The sequence below is a fragment of the Pseudomonas sp. MYb118 genome (assembly GCF_040947875.1).
In the GTDB taxonomy this organism is placed as follows: Bacteria; Pseudomonadota; Gammaproteobacteria; order Pseudomonadales; family Pseudomonadaceae; genus Aquipseudomonas.
In genome coordinates this window covers 914,547-934,677 of sequence record NZ_JBFRXN010000001.1, presented here as the reverse complement: position 1 = coordinate 934,677, position 20,131 = coordinate 914,547, and the positions used below count along the sequence as shown (strand labels likewise).

At 61.6% G+C, this 20,131-nt stretch carries 20 protein-coding genes; 10 read left to right on the top strand and 10 right to left on the bottom strand.

Translation table 11 applies throughout. The features are described 5' to 3' along the window. Positions 1-568 precede the first annotated feature (568 nt). Positions 569-2,764, bottom strand: a complete 2,196-nt coding sequence (locus tag ABVN20_RS04405) for an OsmC domain/YcaO domain-containing protein (RefSeq protein ID WP_368554277.1) — start codon at positions 2,762-2,764, stop codon at positions 569-571. 259 nt (positions 2,765-3,023) lie between these two features. Here ABVN20_RS04405 and ABVN20_RS04400 point away from each other — a divergent pair, with 259 nt between their 5' ends. After that, the gene (locus tag ABVN20_RS04400; protein WP_368554276.1) at positions 3,024-4,082 is read left to right on the top strand and encodes an alpha/beta fold hydrolase; all 1,059 of its coding nucleotides are present in this window, start codon (positions 3,024-3,026) and stop codon (positions 4,080-4,082) included. A 284-nt stretch (positions 4,083-4,366) separates the two neighbouring features. Here ABVN20_RS04400 and ABVN20_RS04395 read toward each other — a convergent pair whose 3' ends face one another. From ABVN20_RS04395 to ABVN20_RS04380, 4 genes are read right to left on the bottom strand one after another with little or no spacing between them, the layout of a single operon-like run. Further along, on the bottom strand, positions 4,367-5,512 hold the full coding sequence (locus ABVN20_RS04395; RefSeq protein WP_368554560.1) for an agmatine/peptidylarginine deiminase: 1,146 nt from the start codon (positions 5,510-5,512) through the stop codon (positions 4,367-4,369). Further along, positions 5,509-6,615, bottom strand: a complete 1,107-nt coding sequence (locus tag ABVN20_RS04390) for an extracellular solute-binding protein (RefSeq protein ID WP_368554275.1) — start codon at positions 6,613-6,615, stop codon at positions 5,509-5,511. Before ABVN20_RS04390 ends, ABVN20_RS04395 begins: the two co-directional genes overlap by 4 nt. Position 6,616: 1 nt before the next feature. Further along, positions 6,617-7,525 (bottom strand): N-carbamoylputrescine amidase, encoded by a 909-nt coding sequence (gene aguB, locus ABVN20_RS04385; RefSeq protein ID WP_368554274.1) that lies wholly within the window; start codon positions 7,523-7,525, stop codon positions 6,617-6,619. Positions 7,526-7,529: 4 nt separating this feature from the next. Continuing rightward, entirely contained in the window at positions 7,530-8,582 is a 1,053-nt protein-coding gene (locus ABVN20_RS04380) for an agmatine/peptidylarginine deiminase (protein ID WP_368554273.1), read from the bottom strand. A 135-nt stretch (positions 8,583-8,717) separates the two neighbouring features. Between ABVN20_RS04380 and ABVN20_RS04375 the strand changes: the two genes are divergently transcribed. Continuing rightward, positions 8,718-9,578, top strand: coding sequence for a LysR substrate-binding domain-containing protein (locus tag ABVN20_RS04375; protein ID WP_368554272.1), 861 nt, complete (start codon positions 8,718-8,720; stop codon positions 9,576-9,578). 1 nt (position 9,579) lies between these two features. Here ABVN20_RS04375 and ABVN20_RS04370 read toward each other — a convergent pair whose 3' ends face one another. Both ABVN20_RS04370 and ABVN20_RS04365 read right to left on the bottom strand, forming a co-directional pair. Further along, positions 9,580-9,960 carry a RidA family protein gene (locus ABVN20_RS04370; protein ID WP_368554271.1) on the bottom strand — a complete coding sequence of 127 codons (381 nt, stop codon included), beginning with the start codon at positions 9,958-9,960 and terminating at the stop codon, positions 9,580-9,582. A 38-nt stretch (positions 9,961-9,998) separates the two neighbouring features. Continuing rightward, a complete protein-coding gene (locus tag ABVN20_RS04365) occupies positions 9,999-10,955 on the bottom strand; it encodes a GNAT family N-acetyltransferase (RefSeq protein WP_368554270.1) in 957 nt (318 codons plus the stop codon). 163 nt (positions 10,956-11,118) lie between these two features. Here ABVN20_RS04365 and ABVN20_RS04360 point away from each other — a divergent pair, with 163 nt between their 5' ends. From ABVN20_RS04360 to ABVN20_RS04325, 8 genes are all read left to right on the top strand, one after another. Further along, a complete protein-coding gene (locus ABVN20_RS04360) occupies positions 11,119-12,474 on the top strand; it encodes a flavin-containing monooxygenase (RefSeq protein ID WP_368554269.1) in 1,356 nt (451 codons plus the stop codon). Positions 12,475-12,491: 17 nt separating this feature from the next. Continuing rightward, complete coding sequence (locus ABVN20_RS04355) at positions 12,492-12,908, top strand: RidA family protein (RefSeq protein ID WP_368554268.1); 417 nt, start codon at positions 12,492-12,494, stop codon at positions 12,906-12,908. A 158-nt stretch (positions 12,909-13,066) separates the two neighbouring features. Continuing rightward, complete coding sequence (locus ABVN20_RS04350; protein ID WP_368554267.1) at positions 13,067-13,744, top strand: DUF1028 domain-containing protein; 678 nt, start codon at positions 13,067-13,069, stop codon at positions 13,742-13,744. Continuing rightward, entirely contained in the window at positions 13,741-14,892 is a 1,152-nt protein-coding gene (argE, locus tag ABVN20_RS04345; RefSeq protein WP_368554266.1) for an acetylornithine deacetylase, read from the top strand. Before ABVN20_RS04350 ends, argE begins: the two co-directional genes overlap by 4 nt. A gap of 298 nt (positions 14,893-15,190) precedes the next feature. Further along, a complete protein-coding gene (locus tag ABVN20_RS04340) occupies positions 15,191-16,603 on the top strand; it encodes a cytosine permease (RefSeq protein WP_368554265.1) in 1,413 nt (470 codons plus the stop codon). A gap of 210 nt (positions 16,604-16,813) precedes the next feature. Further along, positions 16,814-17,032: a PLD nuclease N-terminal domain-containing protein gene (locus ABVN20_RS04335; RefSeq protein ID WP_368554264.1), complete on the top strand. Its 219-nt coding sequence runs from the start codon at positions 16,814-16,816 to the stop codon at positions 17,030-17,032. A 415-nt stretch (positions 17,033-17,447) separates the two neighbouring features. Continuing rightward, positions 17,448-17,768, top strand: a complete 321-nt coding sequence (locus ABVN20_RS04330) for a type II toxin-antitoxin system RelE/ParE family toxin (protein ID WP_368554263.1) — start codon at positions 17,448-17,450, stop codon at positions 17,766-17,768. Next, complete coding sequence (locus ABVN20_RS04325; RefSeq protein WP_368554262.1) at positions 17,765-18,253, top strand: addiction module antidote protein; 489 nt, start codon at positions 17,765-17,767, stop codon at positions 18,251-18,253. Before ABVN20_RS04330 ends, ABVN20_RS04325 begins: the two co-directional genes overlap by 4 nt. 114 nt (positions 18,254-18,367) lie before the next feature. On the opposite strand, the gene ABVN20_RS04320 is transcribed toward ABVN20_RS04325, so the two are convergent. From ABVN20_RS04320 to ABVN20_RS04310, 3 genes are all read right to left on the bottom strand, one after another. After that, complete coding sequence (locus ABVN20_RS04320; protein ID WP_368554261.1) at positions 18,368-18,808, bottom strand: NUDIX hydrolase; 441 nt, start codon at positions 18,806-18,808, stop codon at positions 18,368-18,370. 100 nt (positions 18,809-18,908) lie between these two features. After that, positions 18,909-19,340 (bottom strand): hypothetical protein, encoded by a 432-nt coding sequence (locus ABVN20_RS04315; protein WP_368554260.1) that lies wholly within the window; start codon positions 19,338-19,340, stop codon positions 18,909-18,911. Between the two features lie 33 nt (positions 19,341-19,373). Continuing rightward, positions 19,374-19,922 carry a cupin domain-containing protein gene (locus tag ABVN20_RS04310; protein WP_368554259.1) on the bottom strand — a complete coding sequence of 183 codons (549 nt, stop codon included), beginning with the start codon at positions 19,920-19,922 and terminating at the stop codon, positions 19,374-19,376. Between the last annotated feature and the right edge of the window lie 209 nt (positions 19,923-20,131).

Genomic DNA, 20,131 nt, shown 5'->3' with positions numbered 1-20,131 from the left:
GCCCGCTCCCACAGGGGGGATCTCTGTCGTTCACAAATCCCATGAACAACACAAATCCACTGTAGGAGCGAGCTTGCTCGCGATGGCGGTGTGTCAGGCAACATCTTTGTTGATTGGGCCGGCCCTTCGCGAGCAAGCTCGCTCCTACAGGGGTTGATCTGTGTCGGTCACAAATCCCATGAACAACACAAATCCACTGTAGGAGCGAGCTTGCTCGCGATGGCGGTGTGTCAGGCAACATCTTTGTTGATTGGGCTGGCCCCTCGCGAGCAAGCTCGCTCCTACAGGGGGTGATCTGTGTCGGTCACAAATTCCATGAACAACACAAATCCACTGTAGGAGCGAGCTTGCTCGCGATGGCGGTGTGTCAGGCAACACCTTTATTGATTGGGCCGGCCCTTCGCGAGCATGCTCGCTCCTACAGGGGTTGATCTGTGTCGGTCACAAATCCCATGAACAACACAAATCCACTGTAGGAGCGAGCTTGCTCGCGATGGCGGTGTGTCAGGCAACATCTTTGTTGATTGGGCCGGCGCCATCGCGAGCAAGCTCGCTCCTACAGGGCGGGTCACCGAGCCTGGTTGGCCCGGGCGCTGTGGAGTTTTTTGTAGCTGTCGATCAGGCGCAGGTGGCGGTCGAGGCCTTCGAGTTTCATACTGGTGGGCGTCAGGCCGTAGAAGCGGACGCTGCCGTTGACCGAACCAATCGCGGCGTCGGTGCGTTCGGCGCCGAACATGCGGCGGAAGTTGGCTTCGTAGTCGGCCAGTTCCAGGTCTTCGTCCAGTTCCATCTCCAGCACCACGTTCACCGCCTGGTAGAACAAGCCACGCTCGACGGTGTTGTCGTTGTATTGCAGGAAGGTTTCCACCGCCTCCTTGGCTTCCTCGTATTGCTGCAGGGCCAGGTAGATCAGTGCCTTGAGTTCGAGGATGGTCAACTGGCCCCACGGGGTGTTGTCGTCGAACTCGATGCCGATCAGGGTGGTGATGTCGGTGTAGTCGTCCAGCTCGCTCTCAACCAGGCGCTCGACCAGGTCCTGCAACTGCGCTTCATCGAGGCGATGCAGGTTGAGGATGTCTTCGCGGAAGAACAGCGCCTTGTTGGTGTTGTCCCAGATCAGGTCGTCGACCGGGTAGATCTCCGAGTAGTCCGGCACCAGGATGCGGCAGGCGGTGGCGCCCAGGTGTTCGTACACCGCCATGTACGATTCCTTGCCCATGTTTTGCAGGATGCCGAACAGGGTCGCGGCCTCCTGGGCATTGGAATCTTCGCCGTGGCCGGAGAAATCCCACTCGACGAATTCGTATTCCGGCTTGGCACTGAAGAAGCGCCACGACACCACGCCGCTGGAGTCGATGAAGTGCTCGACGAAGTTGTTCGGCTCGGTCACCGCGTGGCCTTCGAAGGTCGGCTGCGGCAGGTCATTGAGGCCTTCGAAGCTGCGGCCCTGCAGCAGTTCGGTGAGGCTACGCTCGAGCGCCACTTCCATGGTCGGGTGAGCGCCGAACGAGGCGAACACGCCACCGGTGCGCGGGTTCATCAGGGTCACGCACATCACCGGGAATTCACCACCCAGCGACGCATCCTTGACCAGCACCGGGAAACCCTGGGCTTCCAGGCCCTCGATACCGGCAACAATGCTCGGGTATTTCGCCAGCACCTCAGCGGGCACGTCCGGCAGGGCAAATTCGCCTTCGATGATTTCGCGCTTGACCGCACGCTCGAAGATTTCCGACAGGCACTGCACCTGGGCTTCGGCCAGGGTGTTGCCGGCGCTCATGCCGTTGCTCAGGTACAGGTTTTCGATCAGGTTGGACGGGAAGTACACCACTTCGCCATCGGACTGGCGCACGAACGGCAGGGACACGATGCCGCGCGCTTCATTGCCCGAGTTGGTGTCGTACAGGTGCGAGCCACGCAGTTCGCCGTCGCGGTTGTAGATCTTCAGGCAGTAGGCGTCGAGGATTTCCGCTGGCAGTTCATCCTTGCGCCCCGGCTTGAACCAGCGCTCGTCGGGGTAATGCACGAACGGCGCGTTGGCGATCTCTTCGCCCCAGAACTGGTCGTTGTAGAAGAAGTTGCAGTTCAGGCGTTCGATGAACTCACCCAGCGCCGAGGCCAGCGCACTTTCCTTGGTCGAGCCCTTGCCGTTGGTGAAGCACATCGGCGACTGCGCATCGCGGATGTGCAGCGACCAGACGTTGGGCACGATGTTGCGCCACGAAGCGATTTCGATCTTCATGCCCAGGCCCGCGAGGATCCCGGACATGTTGGCGATGGTCTGTTCCAGCGGCAGGTCCTTGCCGACGATGTAGGTGCCCTCGCCCGCCGTCGAGGTTGGCATCAGCAACGCCTGGGCGTCGGCGTCGAGGTTTTCCACCTCTTCGATGACGAACTCAGGTCCCGCCTGCACCACTTTCTTCACGGTGCAGCGGTCGATGGAACGCAGGATGCCCTGGCGGTCCTTGTCGGAAATGTCGGCAGGCAGCTCGACCTGGATCTTGAAGATCTGGTTGTAGCGGTTTTCCGGATCGACAATGTTGTTCTGCGACAGGCGAATGTTGTCGGTCGGGATATTGCGGGTCTCGCAATACAGCTTGACGAAGTAGGCCGCGCACAACGCCGACGATGCCAGGAAGTAGTCGAACGGACCCGGCGCCGAACCATCGCCCTTGTAGCGAATCGGTTGGTCGGCGATCACGGTGAAGTCGTCGAACTTGGCCTCGAGCCGAAGGTTGTCGAGAAAATTGACCTTAATTTCCATAGGGGATTACCAGAATAGCGTGCCAAAACGAATTGGCCGCCATTATCCGGCTTTTCCGGCAGAAGTCCTGCGCTTTCATCAGCGACTGCCGACCGGTGTCTTTGTATCCCAATGTATCTGGCGCCTTCCCGGATACATCTGTTTGCACCCGCCCCACGATTGGACATAGCCCGGATACGTCATCGCGTTCAAATGCACTCAAGGTTTCAAGGGGCTCATCCAGACCTCCTGGCCAACAGTTCGCAATGGAGAGATCGACATGAAGATGGCACTGCACAACAACAATCACGGTAAAACCCGCCGCCGTCTGTTCGGCTCGTCGATCCTCGCGGTCGCCCTGCTCGGTGCGATGGGCGCGGTCCAGGCGCAAGCAGCAGCCCAACCGGCCGCCACCACAGCGGTGAGCTATTCGGCGCCCTCGCCGTTCGGCCCGCTCAAACACATCAAGGCCGGCCTGCTGGACGTGGCCTACGCCGAAACCGGCCCGGCCAATGGTCCGGTGGTGATCCTGCTGCACGGCTGGCCCTACGACATTCACAGCTATGACGAGGTTGCGCCGATCCTTGCCGCCAAGGGGTATCGCGTGCTGATGCCGTATGCCCGGGGTTATGGCGATACGCAGTTCCTGTCCAAGGACACCCTGCGCAACGGCCAACCGGCGGCGCTGGCCAGCGACGTGATCGACTTCATGGACGCGCTGAAGATCAAGCAGGCGGTGCTCGGCGGCTACGACTGGGGCGCACGCACCGCCGACATCGTCTCGGCCCTGTGGCCAGAGCGGGTCAAGGCGCTGGTGTCGGTCAGCGGTTACCTGATCGGCAACCAGGCCGCCGGCAAGAACCCGCTGCCGCCCCAGGCGGAATTGCAGTGGTGGTACCAGTTCTACTTCGCCACCGAGCGTGGCCGTGATGGCTACCAGAAAAACACCCATGATTTTGCCAAGCTGATCTGGCAACTGGCTTCGCCGAAATGGGCGTTCGATGACGCGACGTTTGATCGCAGTGCCAAGGCTCTGGAGAACCCTGATCACGTCGACATCACTGTGTTCAACTACCGCTGGCGTCTGGGTTTGGTCCAGGGTGAGAGCCAATACGAAGCCCTCGAGCAGAAACTGGCCACGGCGCCGTCCATCGGTGTGCCGACCATCACCCTGGAAGGCGACGCCAACGGCGCCCCGCACCCCAAGCCTGAGGACTATGCCAAGCGGTTTACCGGCAAGTACGAGTTCCGCCTGATCAGCGGCGGGATTGGTCACAACCTGCCGCAGGAAGATCCGCAGGCGTTTGCCAAGGCGGTGATTGATGCGGATCACCTGTAAACCTGGCAACAAACAACCCCTGTAGGAGCGAGCTTGCTCGCGATGAGTTGGGTACCACGGCGGAACACCAGACACTCCGCAGTGTGGCCGAAACCATCGCGAGCAGGCTCGCTCCCACATTAGGTTTACGGGGCCTCTGTAGGAGCGAGCATGCTCGCGATGGGCGCAAGGGCACCGCGGGGCATCAGGCACCCAGCGTTATCGTTGACGACCATCGCGAGCAAGCTCGCTCCTACAGGGGACGTGGATGCCGCCGCCATTCCAATGTGGGGGCGTGTTGCGGGTCAGATCATCGGCTGATGGCTGGTCACGCAGTGGATGCCGCCGCCACCGGCGGCGATTGCGTCGATGTTGAGTTGCAGCACTTCGCGGTCTGGGTAGAGTTCGGACAGCAGGTCGTAGGCCTTCGTGTCCGCCGCTTCATCGCCAAACTCCGGGGCGATCACTGCGCCGTTGATTACGAAGTAGTTGATGTACCCGGCAGCGAAATCCTGGTTGTCGCGGTTGAACTTGCTCTGGCGTGGTTTCAGTGGTGGCGACATCGTGTGGATCTTCAGCTTGCGGCCATCGGCGTCGGTGGCGTTTTGCAGAATATCCAGGTGTTTGCGGGTGACCTTGTAATCGTAGGACTCGGGGTCGTTGTCGAGGTTGGCGATGACCACGCCAGGCTTGGCGAAGCGTGCATAGAAATCCACGTGGGCGTCGGTGATGTCCTTGCCCTTGATGCCTGGCAGCCAGATGATCTTGCGCAGGCCCAGACGCGCCTTCAGTTCTTCCTCGACCTCGGCCTTGCTCCAGTCGGGGTTGCGGTTGCGGTTGATCCAGCAGCTCTCGGTCAGGATTGCCGTGCCCAGGCCGTCCACTTCGATGCCACCGCCCTCGCCCACCAGTTCACTGCGCAGGTACTCGGCGCCCGTCTTGTCGGCCACCAGCGCCGCCAGTTGCGCATCTTCCTCGTGTTGCTGCTTGCCGCCCCAGCCACTGAAATTGAAATCCACCGCGCCCAGTTCACCCTGGCTGTCGATGACAAAATTGGCGCTGGTGTCGCGCATCCACACGTCGTCCAGCTCGGTGATGACGTAGCTGACATTGCCCGACCCGCAATGCTGCTGCGCCAGGCTGCGCTCATGCTGGCGGCAGAACACCGTGACCGGCTCAAACCGGGCGATGGTGCGCGCGATCAAGCCGATGGCCGCCTGCACATCCGGGGTGAAGTCTTCCCAGATGGCGTCCTGGGCGCCAAACGCGATGAAGGCGCGGGCATGGCGGTCGCCTTCATCGGGCATGCGCCAATCCTTCCCGCCAGCGGCCCGCACCGGCCATGGCGTCAGACCCAGGGACGCCACCGCCCCCAACCCCGCCACCACCGACAGCTGTTTGATGAACTGGCGACGCGTCGCCCTGTAGTGATTGATAAAAGCTGATTTCATTGTGCCGTGGCCGTCTTGAACTTGGTCCATACGCGCATCCGCGCACGCATGTCCGATTGTGGGATGTCCCGGCCAGGAATCAGGCGTGCGTAGGTCGCTTCATCGAGGTAGATGTCCGGGTTGTTGCGCATGCTCGCATCGACAGCCGCCCGCGCCTTGGCGTTGGAAGTCGGGTAGCCGGTGAAGTTACTGATGGCCGCCATGTTCTGCGGGCGCATCACGAAGTTGATGAAGGCGTAGGCGTATTCCGGGTGTTTGGCGTCCACCGGGATGGCCATGGTGTCCATCCACACCGTGGTGCCTTCACGCGGAATGCGGTACTCGAAGCGTGTGTGCTTGCCGGCGCTGTCCGAGGTGCGCTGGGCCTGGGTCATGTCGCCGCTGTAGCCCAGCGACACGCACAGGTTGCCGTTGACCAGGTCGGTCACCGGTTGCGACTGGAACTTGCGAATGTACGGTCGCAGTTTCATCAGCAACTCACTCGCCGCCGCCAGGTCCTCGCGCTTGGCGCTGCGCGGTTCGCGGCCCAGGTAATGGAGCACGACGGCCAGCACTTCGTCCGGCGAGTCGATCATCGAGATGCCACAGTCGGCGAACTTCGCCGCCAGTTCCGGCTTGAACAGCAGGTCGAGGCTGTTGACCGGCGCGTCGGCCATGCGCTGTTTGACCATCTCATCATTGTAGGTCAGGCCGATGGTGCCCCAGGTGTAGGGCACGGTCGCCTGGCTGGAATGCTCATACTGGTTGTGCAGTTTCAGCAAACCGGGCTCGATGTCGTTCAACTCGGTGAGTTTCGAGCGGTCCAGCGATTGCAGGCTGCCGGCGCGCACCAGGCGCTCGGCCACGGTGTCGCCGGGGAAGATCAGGTCGTAGCCACTGCCGCCGGCCAGCATCTTGGCCTCCAGCGTTTCGCTGCCATCCATGACGTCGTAGATCACCTTGATCCCGGTTTCGGCGGTGAACTGGCTCAGGGTGTCCTCGGCAAAGTAGTCGGCCCAGTTGTACAGCCGCAGGGTTTTCTCTTCGGCGTGCAGCGAAGGCACCGCCAGTGCCAGGGCACCGAGCAACAGCGTTTGCGGCAGGCGCGTATAAGAAAGGCGCATATCAGACTCCCACAGGGTTCCAGCGTGCATGAAGGTGACGACCGTCCTGACTCAACAGCGCGCCGTACATGTCCGGGCGCCGGTCGCGGTAGATGCCCCAGCTCAGGCGCTCTTCGCGCATGGCCGCCAGGTCCAGGGCCTGCACCAGCACGCCGGTGCTGTCACGGTCGGCCTCGGCGAGCAGCTTGCCCTTGTGGTTGCTGATGAACGACGAACCGTAGAAGCTCATTTGCAGTTGCGCATCGGTGGTCGCCACTTCACGTCCGACCCGATTGGCCGCCACCACCGGCAGGATGTTCGCCGCGGCATGCCCGCGCATGGTCATCTGCCAGTGATCGCGCGAGTCCAGCGACGCGCAACCTGGCTCGGAGCCGATAGCCGTAGGGAACAGCAGCACTTCAGCACCCATCAAGGCCAGGCAACGCGCGGTTTCCGGGAACCACTGATCCCAGCAGATGCCCACGCCGAGGCGCCCGAACGCGGTGTCCCAGACCCGGAAACCGGTGTCGCCGGGGCTGAAGTACTCCTTCTCCTGATAACCGATGGCGTTGGGAATGTGGGTCTTGCGGTACACACCCAACAAGCGGCCATCGGCATCGGCGACGCTCAGCGAGTTGAAGTAGGCGTTGCCGGCCTTCTCGAACCAGCTCAGGGGCAGCACCACCCCCAACTCCCTGGCCAGCGCGGCAAAACGCTTGAGCACGCGGCTCTGTCCATATTCTTCGGCGAGCGCCAGATGGCCGTGGCTCTGCTCGATGCAGAAGTACGGCGTGGCGAACAGCTCCTGCAACAGGATCACTTGCGCGCCCTGCGCCGCCGCCTCGCGGACCAGTTGTTCGGCCAGGTCGAGGTTGCGCGCCAGGTCCCAGGTGCACGGCATTTGGGTGGTAGCAATGCTCAGCTGTGTCATGGCTTCACCCCTGCACCGGCCAGGCCGGCTGTTGCTGGGTGATGCAATGCACCCCGCCGCCGCCATGGGCCAGGTGGTTGATGCGCACCGGCACCACCTGGCGCTCGGGGAAAGCCTTGCCCAGTACTTCGGCCGCCACATGGTCGGCCTCGATACCGTAGGCCGGCATGATGATCGCGTTGTTGGCGATATAGAAATTGGTGTACGAAGCGCAGAACACCTCGGCCTCGGTGTCCACCGCCTCACTGGCCTCGAACAGCTCGATCAGCTCGAACTTGCGGCCCTGGGCGTCGGTGGCCAGCTCCAGGGCGCGGCGGTTCTCGCGGGCCACTTCGGCGTACACCGACTGCTGGTCGTGGGTGGCATCCACCAGCAATACGCCGGGACGAGCAAAGGCGCAGACGCCATCGACATGGCCGTCGGTCATGTCGCCGGTCACGTAGTCCGGATCGCCCGGCAGCCAGATGGTTTTCTTCACACCGAGCAGGCGGGTGAAGATCTCTTCCATCTCGGCCTTGGTCATCCCCGGATTGCGATTGGGGTTGAGCAGCACCGATTCGGTGGTGATCAGCGTGCCTTCGCCGTCGACATGGATCGCCCCGCCTTCGTTGCTCAGCGGCGTGCCAAAACACGGCAGCCCCAGTTGATTGAGCACACGCCGCGCCAGGCCCTCGTCCAGATCGAACGCCGACTTGCCGCCCCAGGCATTGAAGCGCCAGCTGACACCCGCCAGCCCCTGTTGCGGGTGGCAGATGAAGCTTGGGCCGGAGTCGCGGCACCAACTGTCGTTGACCGCCAGTTCGATCAGCTCTATGCCGGGCCCGCACAACGCCTTGGCGCTGGCCACCGCCGAAGGATCGACCAGCATTTTCACCGGTTCGAAACGAGCGATGGCGTTGGCCACCCCGGCAAAATCGGCCTGCACCTGCGCCAGCGTCACGCGCCAACCCGACTCCCACAGCGCCTGATTGTGCGGCCAGACCATCCAGGTCGCGGCGTGCCTGACCCACTCGGCCGGCATCCACCAGCCACTGTTTTGCGCTACGTTGTGCTGCATGATAAAAAACCCTTCAGTTAAGCCATTGTGTTCAACAGAATTTGCTCTGCTGTGGATGACTCGCATGCTACGGCGCTGAAAATGGGCAAACAAACGATGGATTTTGCAGAAAAGTGATTAGAGGAACTTATCAGCATGCTCAAGCACTGGCCGCCGCTCAGCACCCTTCGCGGCTTTGAAGCCGCCGCACGCCTGGGCAGTTTCCACAAGGCTGCCGAAGAGCTGCACCTGACCCAATCGGCGATCAGCCAGCAGATCCGCACGCTGGAAGCCTACCTGGAGCAGCCGCTGTTCTACCGCAGCGGGCGCAGCGTCAGCCTGACCGATGCCGGTCACGACTTCCTGAGCACCACCCAGGCGCTGTTGCAGCAACTGTCGGTGGGCATTCGGCGCCTGGGGCAGTACCAGAAACCCAACCAACTGGTGCTCAACACCACACCGGCCTTCGCCCGCCACTGGCTGTTGCCGCGCCTGGGGGACTTTCGCCAGCAGCACCCGGAAGTGGATCTGTGGATTTTCAGCACCGACGAAGTGCCGGACATGGCCACCCAGACCATCGACCTGGCCGTGCGCGACGACATCAGCTCCCAGGCCGAATGCAGTTTCAAGGTGCTGCACGCCGACCGCCTCTACCCGGCCTGTCATCCAAACGTGCTGGCGCAGCCGGCGGCGCAACGCACCACCTTGCACGGCGAGCGGGAAATGGATTGGAGCCACTGGGCGGTAGAGGCAGGGATCGACGTTGGGCAGAAAGATCAGGGGCTGAATTTTTCCGACCCGGGTTTGCTGATGGATGCGGCGTGTGCGGGGCTGGGGATTGCCCTGGTCAGCCAGTTGCTCAGCCAGCAGGCGCGGGCCAACGGGTCATTGCAACCCTTGGTCGAGGCCACCATCCGCGGGCCGAACTGGGCGTTGCTGACTCACCGCGACAGTGAGAGCGACCCGTTGGCCCGCAGCTTTACCGCCTGGCTGCTGAGTAACCTGAAAGCGGACTGACTCAGGCCTTGGCGGCCATTGCCGTCACTTCCACGCGCATGCCGTCCACCGCCAGGGCGGCGACACCGACCGCGGCACGCACCGGCCACGGCTTGGCGAAGAAGCGCTTGTACACCTCGTTGAACGCGGCACGGTCGGCCATGTCGGTGAGGTAGATGGTCAGGTGCAGCACGCGGTCCATGGAACTGCCGGCGCGCTCCAGCGCCACTTTCAGCGCCTGCAAGGTGCATTCGCTTTGCGCGGTGATGTCGCCCAGTTCCAGGCTGCCATCCGCGCGAGTCGGGATCTGGGTCGACACCAGGATGCCGGCGAAACCGGCCACGTCGCTGGAGATGGAATCCGCGTCGGGATCGGGGGTGAAGGCGATGTCTTGGTTGGCCATGGGGTGCTCTTGTTCGAGGATGAAAAGGTGCGGGCAGTTTACCGAAGGTTGGCCCGGCGCCGGGTAAATTGTTGTTCGGTGACAACGCTGCCCCACTGGCTGCCCTGCTCTTCCAGCGACAATACAAACCCTGCCGACTCATAAAGCTGGCGAGCCGCGTCCAGACCCTTGAAGGTCGACAGTTCAATGATGTCGAAACCCTGGCGGTCGGAGAATGCAACGGCTTCAGCCAGCAGCCGGCGTCCGACGCCGCTGCCACGGCAGCCATCGTCGAGGATGAACCAGCGCAGGTGTGCCTGGTTGTCGCCCATGTCCTGCCCGTCGATGGCGATCGAGCCGACGATGCGATCGTTCATGATCGCCAGCCAGATCTGGTTGCAAGGCTGGTCCAGCCGCCCGACGAATTCCGCCAGGCCACTGGCGACCCGGCTTTCGAAGAACTGCCCGAACCCTGAGTACCTGGAATAGAACGCGGCATGCATCTCCGTGATTCGCCCCACGACGCCGGGGCGATATCCGGTACAGATTTCAATCGTTGCGCTGCCGGTCGGGTCCGCGGCCGTGCGATGGGCATGCAACGACTGGGCATAAACCGTAAGCCCTTGGGCGACAGCCTGTTGCTGCGACGGATTGAGGTACTTGAGCGCCAATTGCACTTGCTGCTGGCTATGAACATGAATCGCCGCCACCGTGCGCTTGCCCTGTTTCGTCAACTGCAAGCGCTTCACACGACCATCGACGCCAGCGCTTTCCTCCAGCTCGCCAGCCTTGATCAACTTCGCCACCATGCGACTGACACTGGATTTTTCCAGGTCCAGCAATTGCACCAGTCGAGCCGCCGCCAAGGCCCCGTGCGCCTCGATTTCCAGCAGTGTGTGCACCGCCGATGGGGAGTATTGCGTGCCCGCCAGCGTCGCACGCATGAAGCCCAACTCACGGACCATGGTGCGCGACGCGCCACGAATCTGGTCAATCAATTCGGGAGGTGTGGTCACCGTAGGGTTCCTTTTGAAATTTAGTTGCACTATACAACCATATTTCAATCAGATACCGCAACCACGGGCTGCTCAACGCTCTGCATCAGTTATTTATACTCAAATGCCAGCTTAATAATATTTTACCGATACAGGGGGTCATCCCTAGTCTTGAACCCAAGAAATGGCAGGCCGTTCGCGACCTCAATCCAACTCGAAGGGTACAGAGATGACCACCGAAAAAATAACAACAGACACGTTGATCGTCGGCGCAGGTCAAGCTGGCGTGGCCATGAGCGAACACCTGAGCAAACTCGGCGTGCCGCACCTGGTGCTGGAGCGTAATCGCATTGCCGAACGCTGGCGCACCGGGCGCTGGGATTCGCTGGTGGCCAACGGCCCGGCGTGGCACGACCGCTTTCCCGGCCTGGAATTCGCCAGCCACAGCCCCGATGCCTTCGTCCCCAAAGAGCAGGTCGCCGATTACTTCGAGGCCTATGCGAAAAAATTCAACGCACCGATCCGCACCGGCGTCGACGTGCTGAAAGTCGAGCGCAATGTCGGGCGTCCGGGCTTCACCGTCGAAACCTCGCAAGGCGTGATCGAAGCGATGCGCGTGGTGGCCGCCACCGGCCCGTTCCAGCGTCCGGTCATTCCGCCGATTGCGCCGAAGGAGCAGCCCTTCCTACAAATCCACTCCGCCGATTACCGCAACCCCGGGCAACTGCCTGAAGGCGCAGTGCTGGTGGTCGGTGCCGGTTCGTCGGGCGTGCAGATCGCCGACGAATTGCAGCGCTCGGGCAAGCAGGTCTACCTCTCGGTGGGCGCCCACGACCGCCCGCCCCGCGCCTACCGCAACCGCGATTTCTGCTGGTGGCTGGGGGTGCTCGGCGAGTGGGACCAGGCGGCGATGAAACCCGGTCGCGAGCACGTCACCATCGCCGTGAGCGGTGCCCATGGCGGGCGCACCGTGGACTTCCGTGAACTGGCCCATCGCGGCATGACCCTGGTTGGCCTGACCCAGTCCTTCGACGGTGGCGTGGCCACGTTCCAGGCCAACCTGGTCGAGAACCTGGCGCGGGGCGACGAGAACTACCTGGCCCTGCTCAACGCCGCCGATGCCTACATCGAACGCAACGGCCTGGACCTGCCGCTGGAGCCGGAGGCGCGTATCACCTTCCCCGACCCTGCGTGCGTCACCGAGCCGATCCTGCAACTGGACCTGGCCAAGGCCGGCGTCACCTCGATCATCTGGGCCACCGGTTTTGCCACCGACTACAGCTGGCTGAACGTCAACGCCTTCGACGACAAGGGCAAGCCTGCGCATCAGCGCGGTGTGTCGAGCGAACCGGGCGTGTATTTCCTCGGCCTGCCCTGGCAGTCGCGGCGCGGTTCGTCGTTCATCTGGGGCGTGTGGCACGACGCCAAGTACGTGGCCGATCACATCGCCATCCAGCGTTCGTACCTCGACTACCACGAGTCGGCGCAACGCAGCGCAACGGTCGCCCCACTTGCCGCTAAAAAAACAGTCAGCGCTTAATCGTCCAGGAGCTTGAAATGGCCACCCCAACCCATACCCGCATTCGCATGTTCAACACCAAGGAAACCTACCCCAACCAGAGCCTGGACAACGACCTGTGCCAGGCGGTGCGCGCCGGCAACACCGTGTACGTACGCGGCCAGGTCGGCACCGACTTCGAAGGTCGGCTGGTGGGCCTGGGCGACCCCCGCGCCCAGGCCGAACAGGCGATGCGCAACGTCAAGCAACTGCTCGAAGAAGCCGGCAGCGACCTGAGCCACATCGTCAAGACCACCACCTACCTGATCGACCCACGCTATCGCGAGCCGGTGTACCAGGAAGTCGGCAAGTGGCTCAAAGGCGTATTCCCGATCTCCACCGGGCTGGTGGTATCGGCACTGGGACAGCCGCAGTGGCTAATGGAGATCGACGTAATTGCGGTGATCCCCGAGTAGGACCGAGTCGCGCCCTATCGCGAGCAGGCTCGCTCCCACAGAGGATCGAAGGTGTTCAAAAATATTGTGTACACCCACAAACCCTGTGGGAGCGAGCCTGCTCGCGATGGGGCCAGCCCAGCCACCCCATTTGCCAAGGCAGACCAAGGAGCAAAACCATGACCTTCTCCATCACCGCCCGCTGCCCCGAAACCGGCCAGTTCGGCATCGCCATCAGCTCCTCCAGCATCGCCGTCGGCGCCCGCTGCCCGTGGCTGCTGCCGGGTGTCGGCGCCGTGTCCACGCAGAACATCACCCTGCCCTCCTTAGGTCCCGACGTGCTCACCCTGCTGGAGCAAGGCCTGGCCCCCGGCGAGGCGCTGGACAAGGTGCTCACACGCAACGGCTACAGCCAGTACCGGCAGATCACCGCCATCGACCACCTCGGCCAGACCGCGCATTTCAGCGGCGCGCAAACCCTGGGTAACCACAACGCCGTGGCGGGCGAGCAATGCATCGCCGCCGGCAACATGCTCTCAGACCCCGCCGTCATCGACGCCATGGTCAGCGCCTTCGAACACGGCGAGGGCCAGCTCGCCGACCGATTGCTCACCGCCATGCAAGCCGCCATCGCCGCCGGTGGCGAAGCCGGCCCGGTGCATTCGGCCGCGATGATCGTGGTCGGCGACCTGACCTGGCCGATCATCAACTTGCGCGTGGACTGGGCCGATGCAGACCCCATCGGCGCCCTGGAAAAACTCTGGGACGCCTACCGCCCGCAGGTGCAGGACTACATCGACCGCGCCCTCGCCCCGGATCGCTCCCCTGGCTACGGCGTCGCCGGAGACGACCGATGAGCGCCAGCCGTGACCTGCTGCACACCCTGGTGGCCTTCGACACCACCAGCCGCGAATCGAACCTGCAACTGATCGAGTTCGTGCGCGACTACCTGCAGGGTTTCGACGTGCCGTGCCAGTTGATCTACAACGAGTCGCGCAGCAAGGCCAACCTGTTCGCCAGCATTGGCCCGGTCGACGTACCGGGCATCGTGCTGTCCGGGCATACCGACGTGGTGCCGGTGGACGGCCAGCCCTGGACGCTGCCGCCGTTCGCGCTGAGCGAACGCGACGGCAAGCTGTACGGCCGCGGCACCGCGGACATGAAGGGCTACATCGCCTGCGTGCTGGCGCTGGTGCCCACCCTGGTGAACGCCACGCTCCGTCTGCCGGTGCACATCGCGCTGTCCTACGATGAAGAGGTCGGCTGCCTCGGCGTGCGTTCGTTGCTGGCCGAACTGCAACAGCGGCCGGTCAAGCCGTTGCTGTGCATCATCGGCGAACCCACCGAGCTGAAACCGGTGCTGGGGCACAAGGGCAAACTGGCGATGCGTTGCGACATCCACGGGCACGCCTGCCATTCGGCCTATGCGCCGCAGGGGGTCAACGCCATCGAGTACGCCGCCGAACTGATCGGCGAACTGGGCCGGATCGGCCAGCGCCTCAAGGCACCGCAACTGCACGACACGCGCTTCGACCCACCCTTCTCCACGGTGCAGACCGGGGTGATCGCCGGCGGCAAGGCGCTGAACATCGTCCCCGCCGACTGCCGCTTCGACTTCGAGGTGCGTGCCTTGCCGGCACAAGACCCGAACGAGGTGGCGCAGGCGCTCAAGAGCTACGCCGAACAACAGCTGCTGCCGCGCATGCGGGCGGTGAGCGAGCAGAGTGAAATCTGCTTCAGCGAGCTCTCAGCCTACCCCGGCCTGGCCACCGACGCACACAGCCAAGCGGCCGAGCTGATCGCGGCATTCTGCGGCTCACGAGACTTCGGCACCGTGGCCTTCGGCACCGAAGGCGGCCTGTTCGACGCCGCCGGCATTCCCACCGTCGTCTGCGGCCCCGGCAGCATGGACCAGGGCCACAAACCGGACGAATTCGTCAGCGTCGAGCAACTGGATCGCTGTGATGAAATGTTGTCGAGGATGGTGCAATGGGTTAGCGAATAAGCCGATCCCAGAACAGCAGATTCCCCCTGTAGGAGCGAGCTTGCTCGCGATGACGGCAGGTCAGTCAAATCAATATCGACTGATGTACCGCTATCGCGAGCAAGCTCGCTCCTACAGGGGTTTTCGGCGTTCTTGCGAGCGAAAACCGACCCACATTTTTTAACGTCTATACCCACAAACTTACTAATTTATCTCTACCCCACCACCCCACATCATCGACTCCAACAAGAAATGCACCGCCCCCGCGCGGCGCACACCGAAGTACGTCCACGTACTCAAAATTGCCTTGGAGTCCGTCATGGTTACCACAGCAACAACCTCAACCCCGCTCATCGAAAAACACACCATCGGCTACGTGCCGCCCGAAGATCGTCACGGCAAGACCCGCGACCTGTTCACCCTCTGGTTCGGCGGCAACATCGCGCCGCTGCCCATCGTCACCGGCGCCCTCGGCGTGCAGATGTTCCACCTGAATCTGGTGTGGGGCATCGTCGCCATCCTCGTGGGTCACCTGGTGGGCGGCGTGCTGATGGCGCTGCACTCGGCCCAGGGACCGCAGATGGGCATTCCGCAGATGATCCAGAGCCGCGCCCAGTTCGGCTCGCTCGGCGCGCTGCTGGTGGTGTTGATCGCCGGCATCATGTACATCGGCTTCTTCGCCTCCAACATCGTGCTCGCCGGCAAGTCCCTGCACGGCGTGGTCGACAGCGTGCCCGTGCCGGTCGGCATCGTCATCGGCGCCCTGGGTTCGGGGATCATCGGCATCATCGGCTACCGCTTCATCCACGTGCTCAACCGCATCGGCACCTGGGTGCTCGGCGCCGGCATCGTGCTCGGCTTCGGCTACATCTTCACCCACGTGCAGACGGCGGACTTCCTCACCCGCGGCAGCTTCAACATCTCCGGCTGGCTCGCCACCGTCTCGCTGGCGGCACTGTGGCAGATCGCCTTTGCGCCGTACGTGTCCGACTACTCGCGCTACCTGCCGGCCAACGTGCCCGTCGCAGCGACGTTCTGGACGACTTACTTGGGCACCGTGCTCGGTTCCAGCCTGTCGTTCATCTTCGGCGCCGTCGCCGTGCTCGCCACGCCCGAAGGCATGGACACCATGGACGCGGTCAAGCTCGCCACCGGCTCCATCGGCCCGCTGATGCTGGTGCTGTTTCTGCTCAGCGTCATCAGCCACAACGCCCTCAACCTCTACGGCGCCGTGCTGTCGCTGATCACCCTGGTGCAGACCTTCGCGTATCGCTGGATCCCCACCGCCAAAAGCCGCGCGGTGCTGTCGATCATCATCCTCGCCGCCTGCTGCTTCGCCGCGGTCGGCGCCTCGGCCAACTTCATCGGCCACTTCGTCGACATGGTCCTGGTGCTGCTCGTGGTGCTGGTGCCGTGGACCGCGATCAACCTGATCGACTTCTACGCCATCCACAAAGGCAACTACGACATCCACTCGATCTTCAAGGTCGACGGCGGCATCTACGGGCGCTACAACCCACAGGCCTTGCTGGCCTACGCCATCGGCATCGTGGTGCAGATCCCGTTCATGAACACCCCGCTGTACGTCGGCCCGATCAGCGCCCACATCGACGGCGCCGACCTGTCCTGGCTGGTCGGCCTGCTCATCACCTCGCCGCTCTACTACTGGCTCGCCAACCGCGACAGCGCCTACAAACGCCGCCTCACCACCGGCAAGCTCGCCACGCTCTAAACAACACCGCAAAACCCTGTGCTGATCATTCCCACGCTCCTGCGTGGGAATGCAGCCCGGGACGCTCTGCGTCCCACTCAAGAGCCAAACGCGGAGCGTCCGTGGAGGCATTCCTTTGCGGCGCATGGGAACGATCAGTCATCCCCCAAAATTTAATGAACCCCACCCCTCCCAGCCCACCTAACGCTAAGACCATCAGGAGGGCAACCCATGCAAACAGAAACCATCTGGATCCTACTCGCCGCCATTTTGGTGCTCATCGAAATCTGGGCCATCAACCGCGTCCGCAAAGCCGAAGGCAAATCCAGCAACAAGCTGTTGTGGATCGTCTTCATCGTCTTCGTCCCCCTCTTCGGCCTGCTCGCCTGGCTGCTGGCGGGCCCGAAACACACACAGCACAACCCCAATTCCCCACAAACGAGACAGTGATCCTGGCTTCCGAAAAACGCGTAGGAATTTACCCATTGTCACGGGGGTTTTAACCCCCGCTCGACAGCGAACTCGCTCCCTTCCCTGCCTCCGATTTCTTACGCCCCCCTGTAACCCGCGAAATAGACTCAAAGCTACGTAAACAGTGGCATTCAGCCTTGTGTTGAGCTCTGGTTTTGCGTCCTACAGGGCGGTTGTGAGGGTGAAAATCGGGGCCTACATTCATGCTGTCGCTGACACTTTCAGTGGCAGGGATCCGCATCCCTAAAGTAGAGACACACCATCTGACGCCAAAATAAAACCCTGCATGGAGGCGGGGTTTTGTTGGCCGATACCGACATGCGTTGTAGAGCAGCAAAAGACCTGCACTCAACGAGATCAAACAGGGAGTAGCCAGTAGGCTACAAATAGGTCTATGCTCGAAGAGAATAAAAATAGGATTCACACAACAACTGAATTCGATCAATGGCTGCATAAACTGGTAGATGCGAAAGGAAAAACGCTGATTATTCACCGCCTGGACTGCGCAGAAATTGGCTATTTCGGAGACTGTAAAGGCGTGGGTGGCGGCATGAGTGAAATGCGTGTTTTCGTAGGCCCAGGCTACAGAATCTATTTTGTCCGTACCGGCAGAACCGACTATTTGATGCTAACGGGAAGCGATAAAACCGATCAAGCACGCGCCATCAAACGAGCGAAACGAATCCTCGATGCTCTTAGGAGGAAAATGACATGACTGACACTATATTCAATCCCGAGGACATGCCAATCCTCAATCTCGACACTTCTGGCACAAGTCATTATGAAGCGTCGAGCTATCTCGCTAACCCCGAAGTCATGGCTAAGTACATTGCAGAAAGTATGAAGGCTGGTGACTCCATGTTCATTCATGCGATTGGCCAGGTTGCCAAGGCCAAAGGTGTGAACAACGTCGCATTAGAAGCCGGGCTTAACCGCGAAAGCCTTTACAAACTACTGAAAGGCGGAGCGAAAACGCGTTTTGAGACAATCAGGAAACTGATGACCGCATTAGGCTTAGAGCTCACAGTGCGCCCACTATCCACGTCTGCGTTGCCGTCTGAGAAGAGTTATGGGGATTCAGAAAAGCCATCTGGCAAGCCGGTTGCCAGCAAACCTTCCACCACAAAATCTGATCTTCGCTCAGCCGCCAACAAGACAAAAAAAGTTCGCACTTCGAGTAAGGAAACGACCACAGCCTAATGTGGAAAAAGTTGTGGCTGTTCCTTAGCGAAGGACAAACGTATCCGGTGGATCTATGCAAATCATCAGGTTTATGAAAATTCAATAAACCACCTACATTCCGCTAGATCCATCTCACCTTAGGCAGTTTTTCAGCAACGCGAGAAGCCCATCTGGAACCAACGGCGCCACATCCGTAAACCCTTCCAACGCCACCCACCTGGCGACAAAAGGTGCGCCATTGCTCTCCTGGCCATCCAGGTGCGGCCGTTCATAAACGCTGCCATCCACAAACCTCGCATCATAAACCTGCACGATTTCATGCCCCGGCTTCCCCGCGTAGGTGAACAGGCTTTCCAGCGTACCGAGCAGGCGAGCACCGGTGATGGCCAAGCCGAGCTCTTCCTGCACCTCACGCTCGATGGCCTGGGCGCTGGTTTCGCCGAACTCGATGCCGCCGCCGATGGGTCGGAAGAATGGGTGTTGCGTGACGGGATCGACGGCCTCGTTAACCAGTATCTTGCCGTCGTGATGAAAAATGCAGAGTGCCAGAGCGCGGATGCGTGGTGCGGTCATGTGTTGAATTCCATTTGCCTTGAAAAACCGGGCGCGGATTTTGGCTTTCCTGGAGCATCAGCGCAAATGGAATCAGCGTTTGAGGTTTTACACGGGATGGTCAGCGCCGTTGGCCAGGCTTCCACTTGCAGTGGCTGAAAATCGCAACAGCGATGGCAAACACGGCGAACAACGTACTCAACGCCAACCACCGCGGCATCGCACTCAAAAAGCCGACATGATCGATGGCCGGAGCACTCAAGAACGTCCCGATCCAGGCTCCCGTGAAAATGGCGACCCTGGACGCTGCGACGCTGGTGTACTGCCCGTACGCGCTCTCACCGAACTCATCCTTTTTCATTCTTGGCACGAAGTAAAACAAGCCCAGCAGACAGAAGACCGCGTAGGAGCCAAACCCTGCGACGTTCAGGACCACGCCCTCCACGCCAAAGAACAGCTTCAGCCCTCCGGCCAGCATCACGCTGTAAAAAGCTGATGTGACAAACACCACTGGCCATGCCCAGAGGTAGTAACGAAACGTTCGGGCATCCATAAGCGCACCCTTCCTTGGGTCGAAGTCGTCAGTTCAGAAGTTCGCCGGCGTGTTGGCGCTGATGATTTCCGCCTCGTCCTGGCCGATGTTGCGGAATTTGTGCGGCAAGGTGGTCGGGAAGTAGTAGCCGTCGCCGGCACTGAGCACGCTGACCTGGCCGTCCACGGTCAGTTCGACGGTGCCGCGCGTGACCAGGCCGCACTCCTCGCCTTCGGCGTGGACGATGGGCTCTTCGCCGGAGCTGGCGCCGGGGGCGTACTGTTCGCGCAGCAGGCGCATCTGGCGGCTGGGCACCGAGGCGCCGATCAGCAGCAGGCGCAGGCCGTGGCGACCCAGGTCTGGCTGTTCGTTGGCGCGGAACACGTATTGGTGCTCGCGTGGCGGCTGGTCGAAGGTGAAGAAGTCCGCCAGGGACATGGGGATGCCTTCGAGCAGTTTTTTCAGGGAACTGACCGAGGGGCTGACGCGATTCTGTTCGATCAGGGAAATGGTGGCGTTGGTCACGCCGCTGCGGCGAGCGAGTTCGCGTTGGGAGAGTTTGTAGCTTTCGCGTACCAGTTTGAGTCGTGAGCCCGTATCCATGACAGCCTTATGCGAGTAGAACTTAAGGGTTATGGGGGTGGATGGCGGGCGACGCTTGGTCGCGAGAGTGCCGCTTTCCCTGTCCCGGTAATGTGAAAGGCGGGTATTAAATCACGTTTGTGGGTGTTGGCCAGCAGGTTCGATGAGTGGTGGGATTTTCCGGGTGTTTGGCGACCCCTATCGCGAGCAGGCTCGCTCCCACAGTGTTT

Excerpts from the sequence above, each read along its gene's own strand:
- ABVN20_RS04315 (WP_368554260.1), bottom strand. The coding sequence starts at position 19,340 with ATGGATGCCCGAACGTTTCGTTACTACCTCTGGGCATGGCCAGTGGTG.
- argE (WP_368554266.1), top strand. The coding sequence starts at position 13,741 with ATGAGCGCCAGCCGTGACCTGCTGCACACCCTGGTGGCCTTCGACACC.
- ABVN20_RS04335 (WP_368554264.1), top strand. The coding sequence starts at position 16,814 with ATGCAAACAGAAACCATCTGGATCCTACTCGCCGCCATTTTGGTGCTC.
- ABVN20_RS04390 (WP_368554275.1), bottom strand. The coding sequence starts at position 6,615 with ATGCGCCTTTCTTATACGCGCCTGCCGCAAACGCTGTTGCTCGGTGCC.
- ABVN20_RS04340 (WP_368554265.1), top strand. The coding sequence starts at position 15,191 with ATGGTTACCACAGCAACAACCTCAACCCCGCTCATCGAAAAACACACC.
- ABVN20_RS04400 (WP_368554276.1), top strand. The coding sequence starts at position 3,024 with ATGAAGATGGCACTGCACAACAACAATCACGGTAAAACCCGCCGCCGT.
- ABVN20_RS04405 (WP_368554277.1), bottom strand. The coding sequence starts at position 2,764 with ATGGAAATTAAGGTCAATTTTCTCGACAACCTTCGGCTCGAGGCCAAG.
- ABVN20_RS04310 (WP_368554259.1), bottom strand. The coding sequence starts at position 19,922 with ATGGATACGGGCTCACGACTCAAACTGGTACGCGAAAGCTACAAACTC.
- ABVN20_RS04395 (WP_368554560.1), bottom strand. The coding sequence starts at position 5,512 with ATGAAATCAGCTTTTATCAATCACTACAGGGCGACGCGTCGCCAGTTC.
- ABVN20_RS04375 (WP_368554272.1), top strand. The coding sequence starts at position 8,718 with ATGCTCAAGCACTGGCCGCCGCTCAGCACCCTTCGCGGCTTTGAAGCC.
- ABVN20_RS04350 (WP_368554267.1), top strand. The coding sequence starts at position 13,067 with ATGACCTTCTCCATCACCGCCCGCTGCCCCGAAACCGGCCAGTTCGGC.
- aguB (WP_368554274.1), bottom strand. The coding sequence starts at position 7,525 with ATGACACAGCTGAGCATTGCTACCACCCAAATGCCGTGCACCTGGGAC.
- ABVN20_RS04360 (WP_368554269.1), top strand. The coding sequence starts at position 11,119 with ATGGCAGGCCGTTCGCGACCTCAATCCAACTCGAAGGGTACAGAGATG.
- ABVN20_RS04320 (WP_368554261.1), bottom strand. The coding sequence starts at position 18,808 with ATGACCGCACCACGCATCCGCGCTCTGGCACTCTGCATTTTTCATCAC.
- ABVN20_RS04380 (WP_368554273.1), bottom strand. The coding sequence starts at position 8,582 with ATGCAGCACAACGTAGCGCAAAACAGTGGCTGGTGGATGCCGGCCGAG.
- ABVN20_RS04330 (WP_368554263.1), top strand. The coding sequence starts at position 17,448 with ATGCTCGAAGAGAATAAAAATAGGATTCACACAACAACTGAATTCGAT.
- ABVN20_RS04355 (WP_368554268.1), top strand. The coding sequence starts at position 12,492 with ATGGCCACCCCAACCCATACCCGCATTCGCATGTTCAACACCAAGGAA.
- ABVN20_RS04370 (WP_368554271.1), bottom strand. The coding sequence starts at position 9,960 with ATGGCCAACCAAGACATCGCCTTCACCCCCGATCCCGACGCGGATTCC.
- ABVN20_RS04325 (WP_368554262.1), top strand. The coding sequence starts at position 17,765 with ATGACTGACACTATATTCAATCCCGAGGACATGCCAATCCTCAATCTC.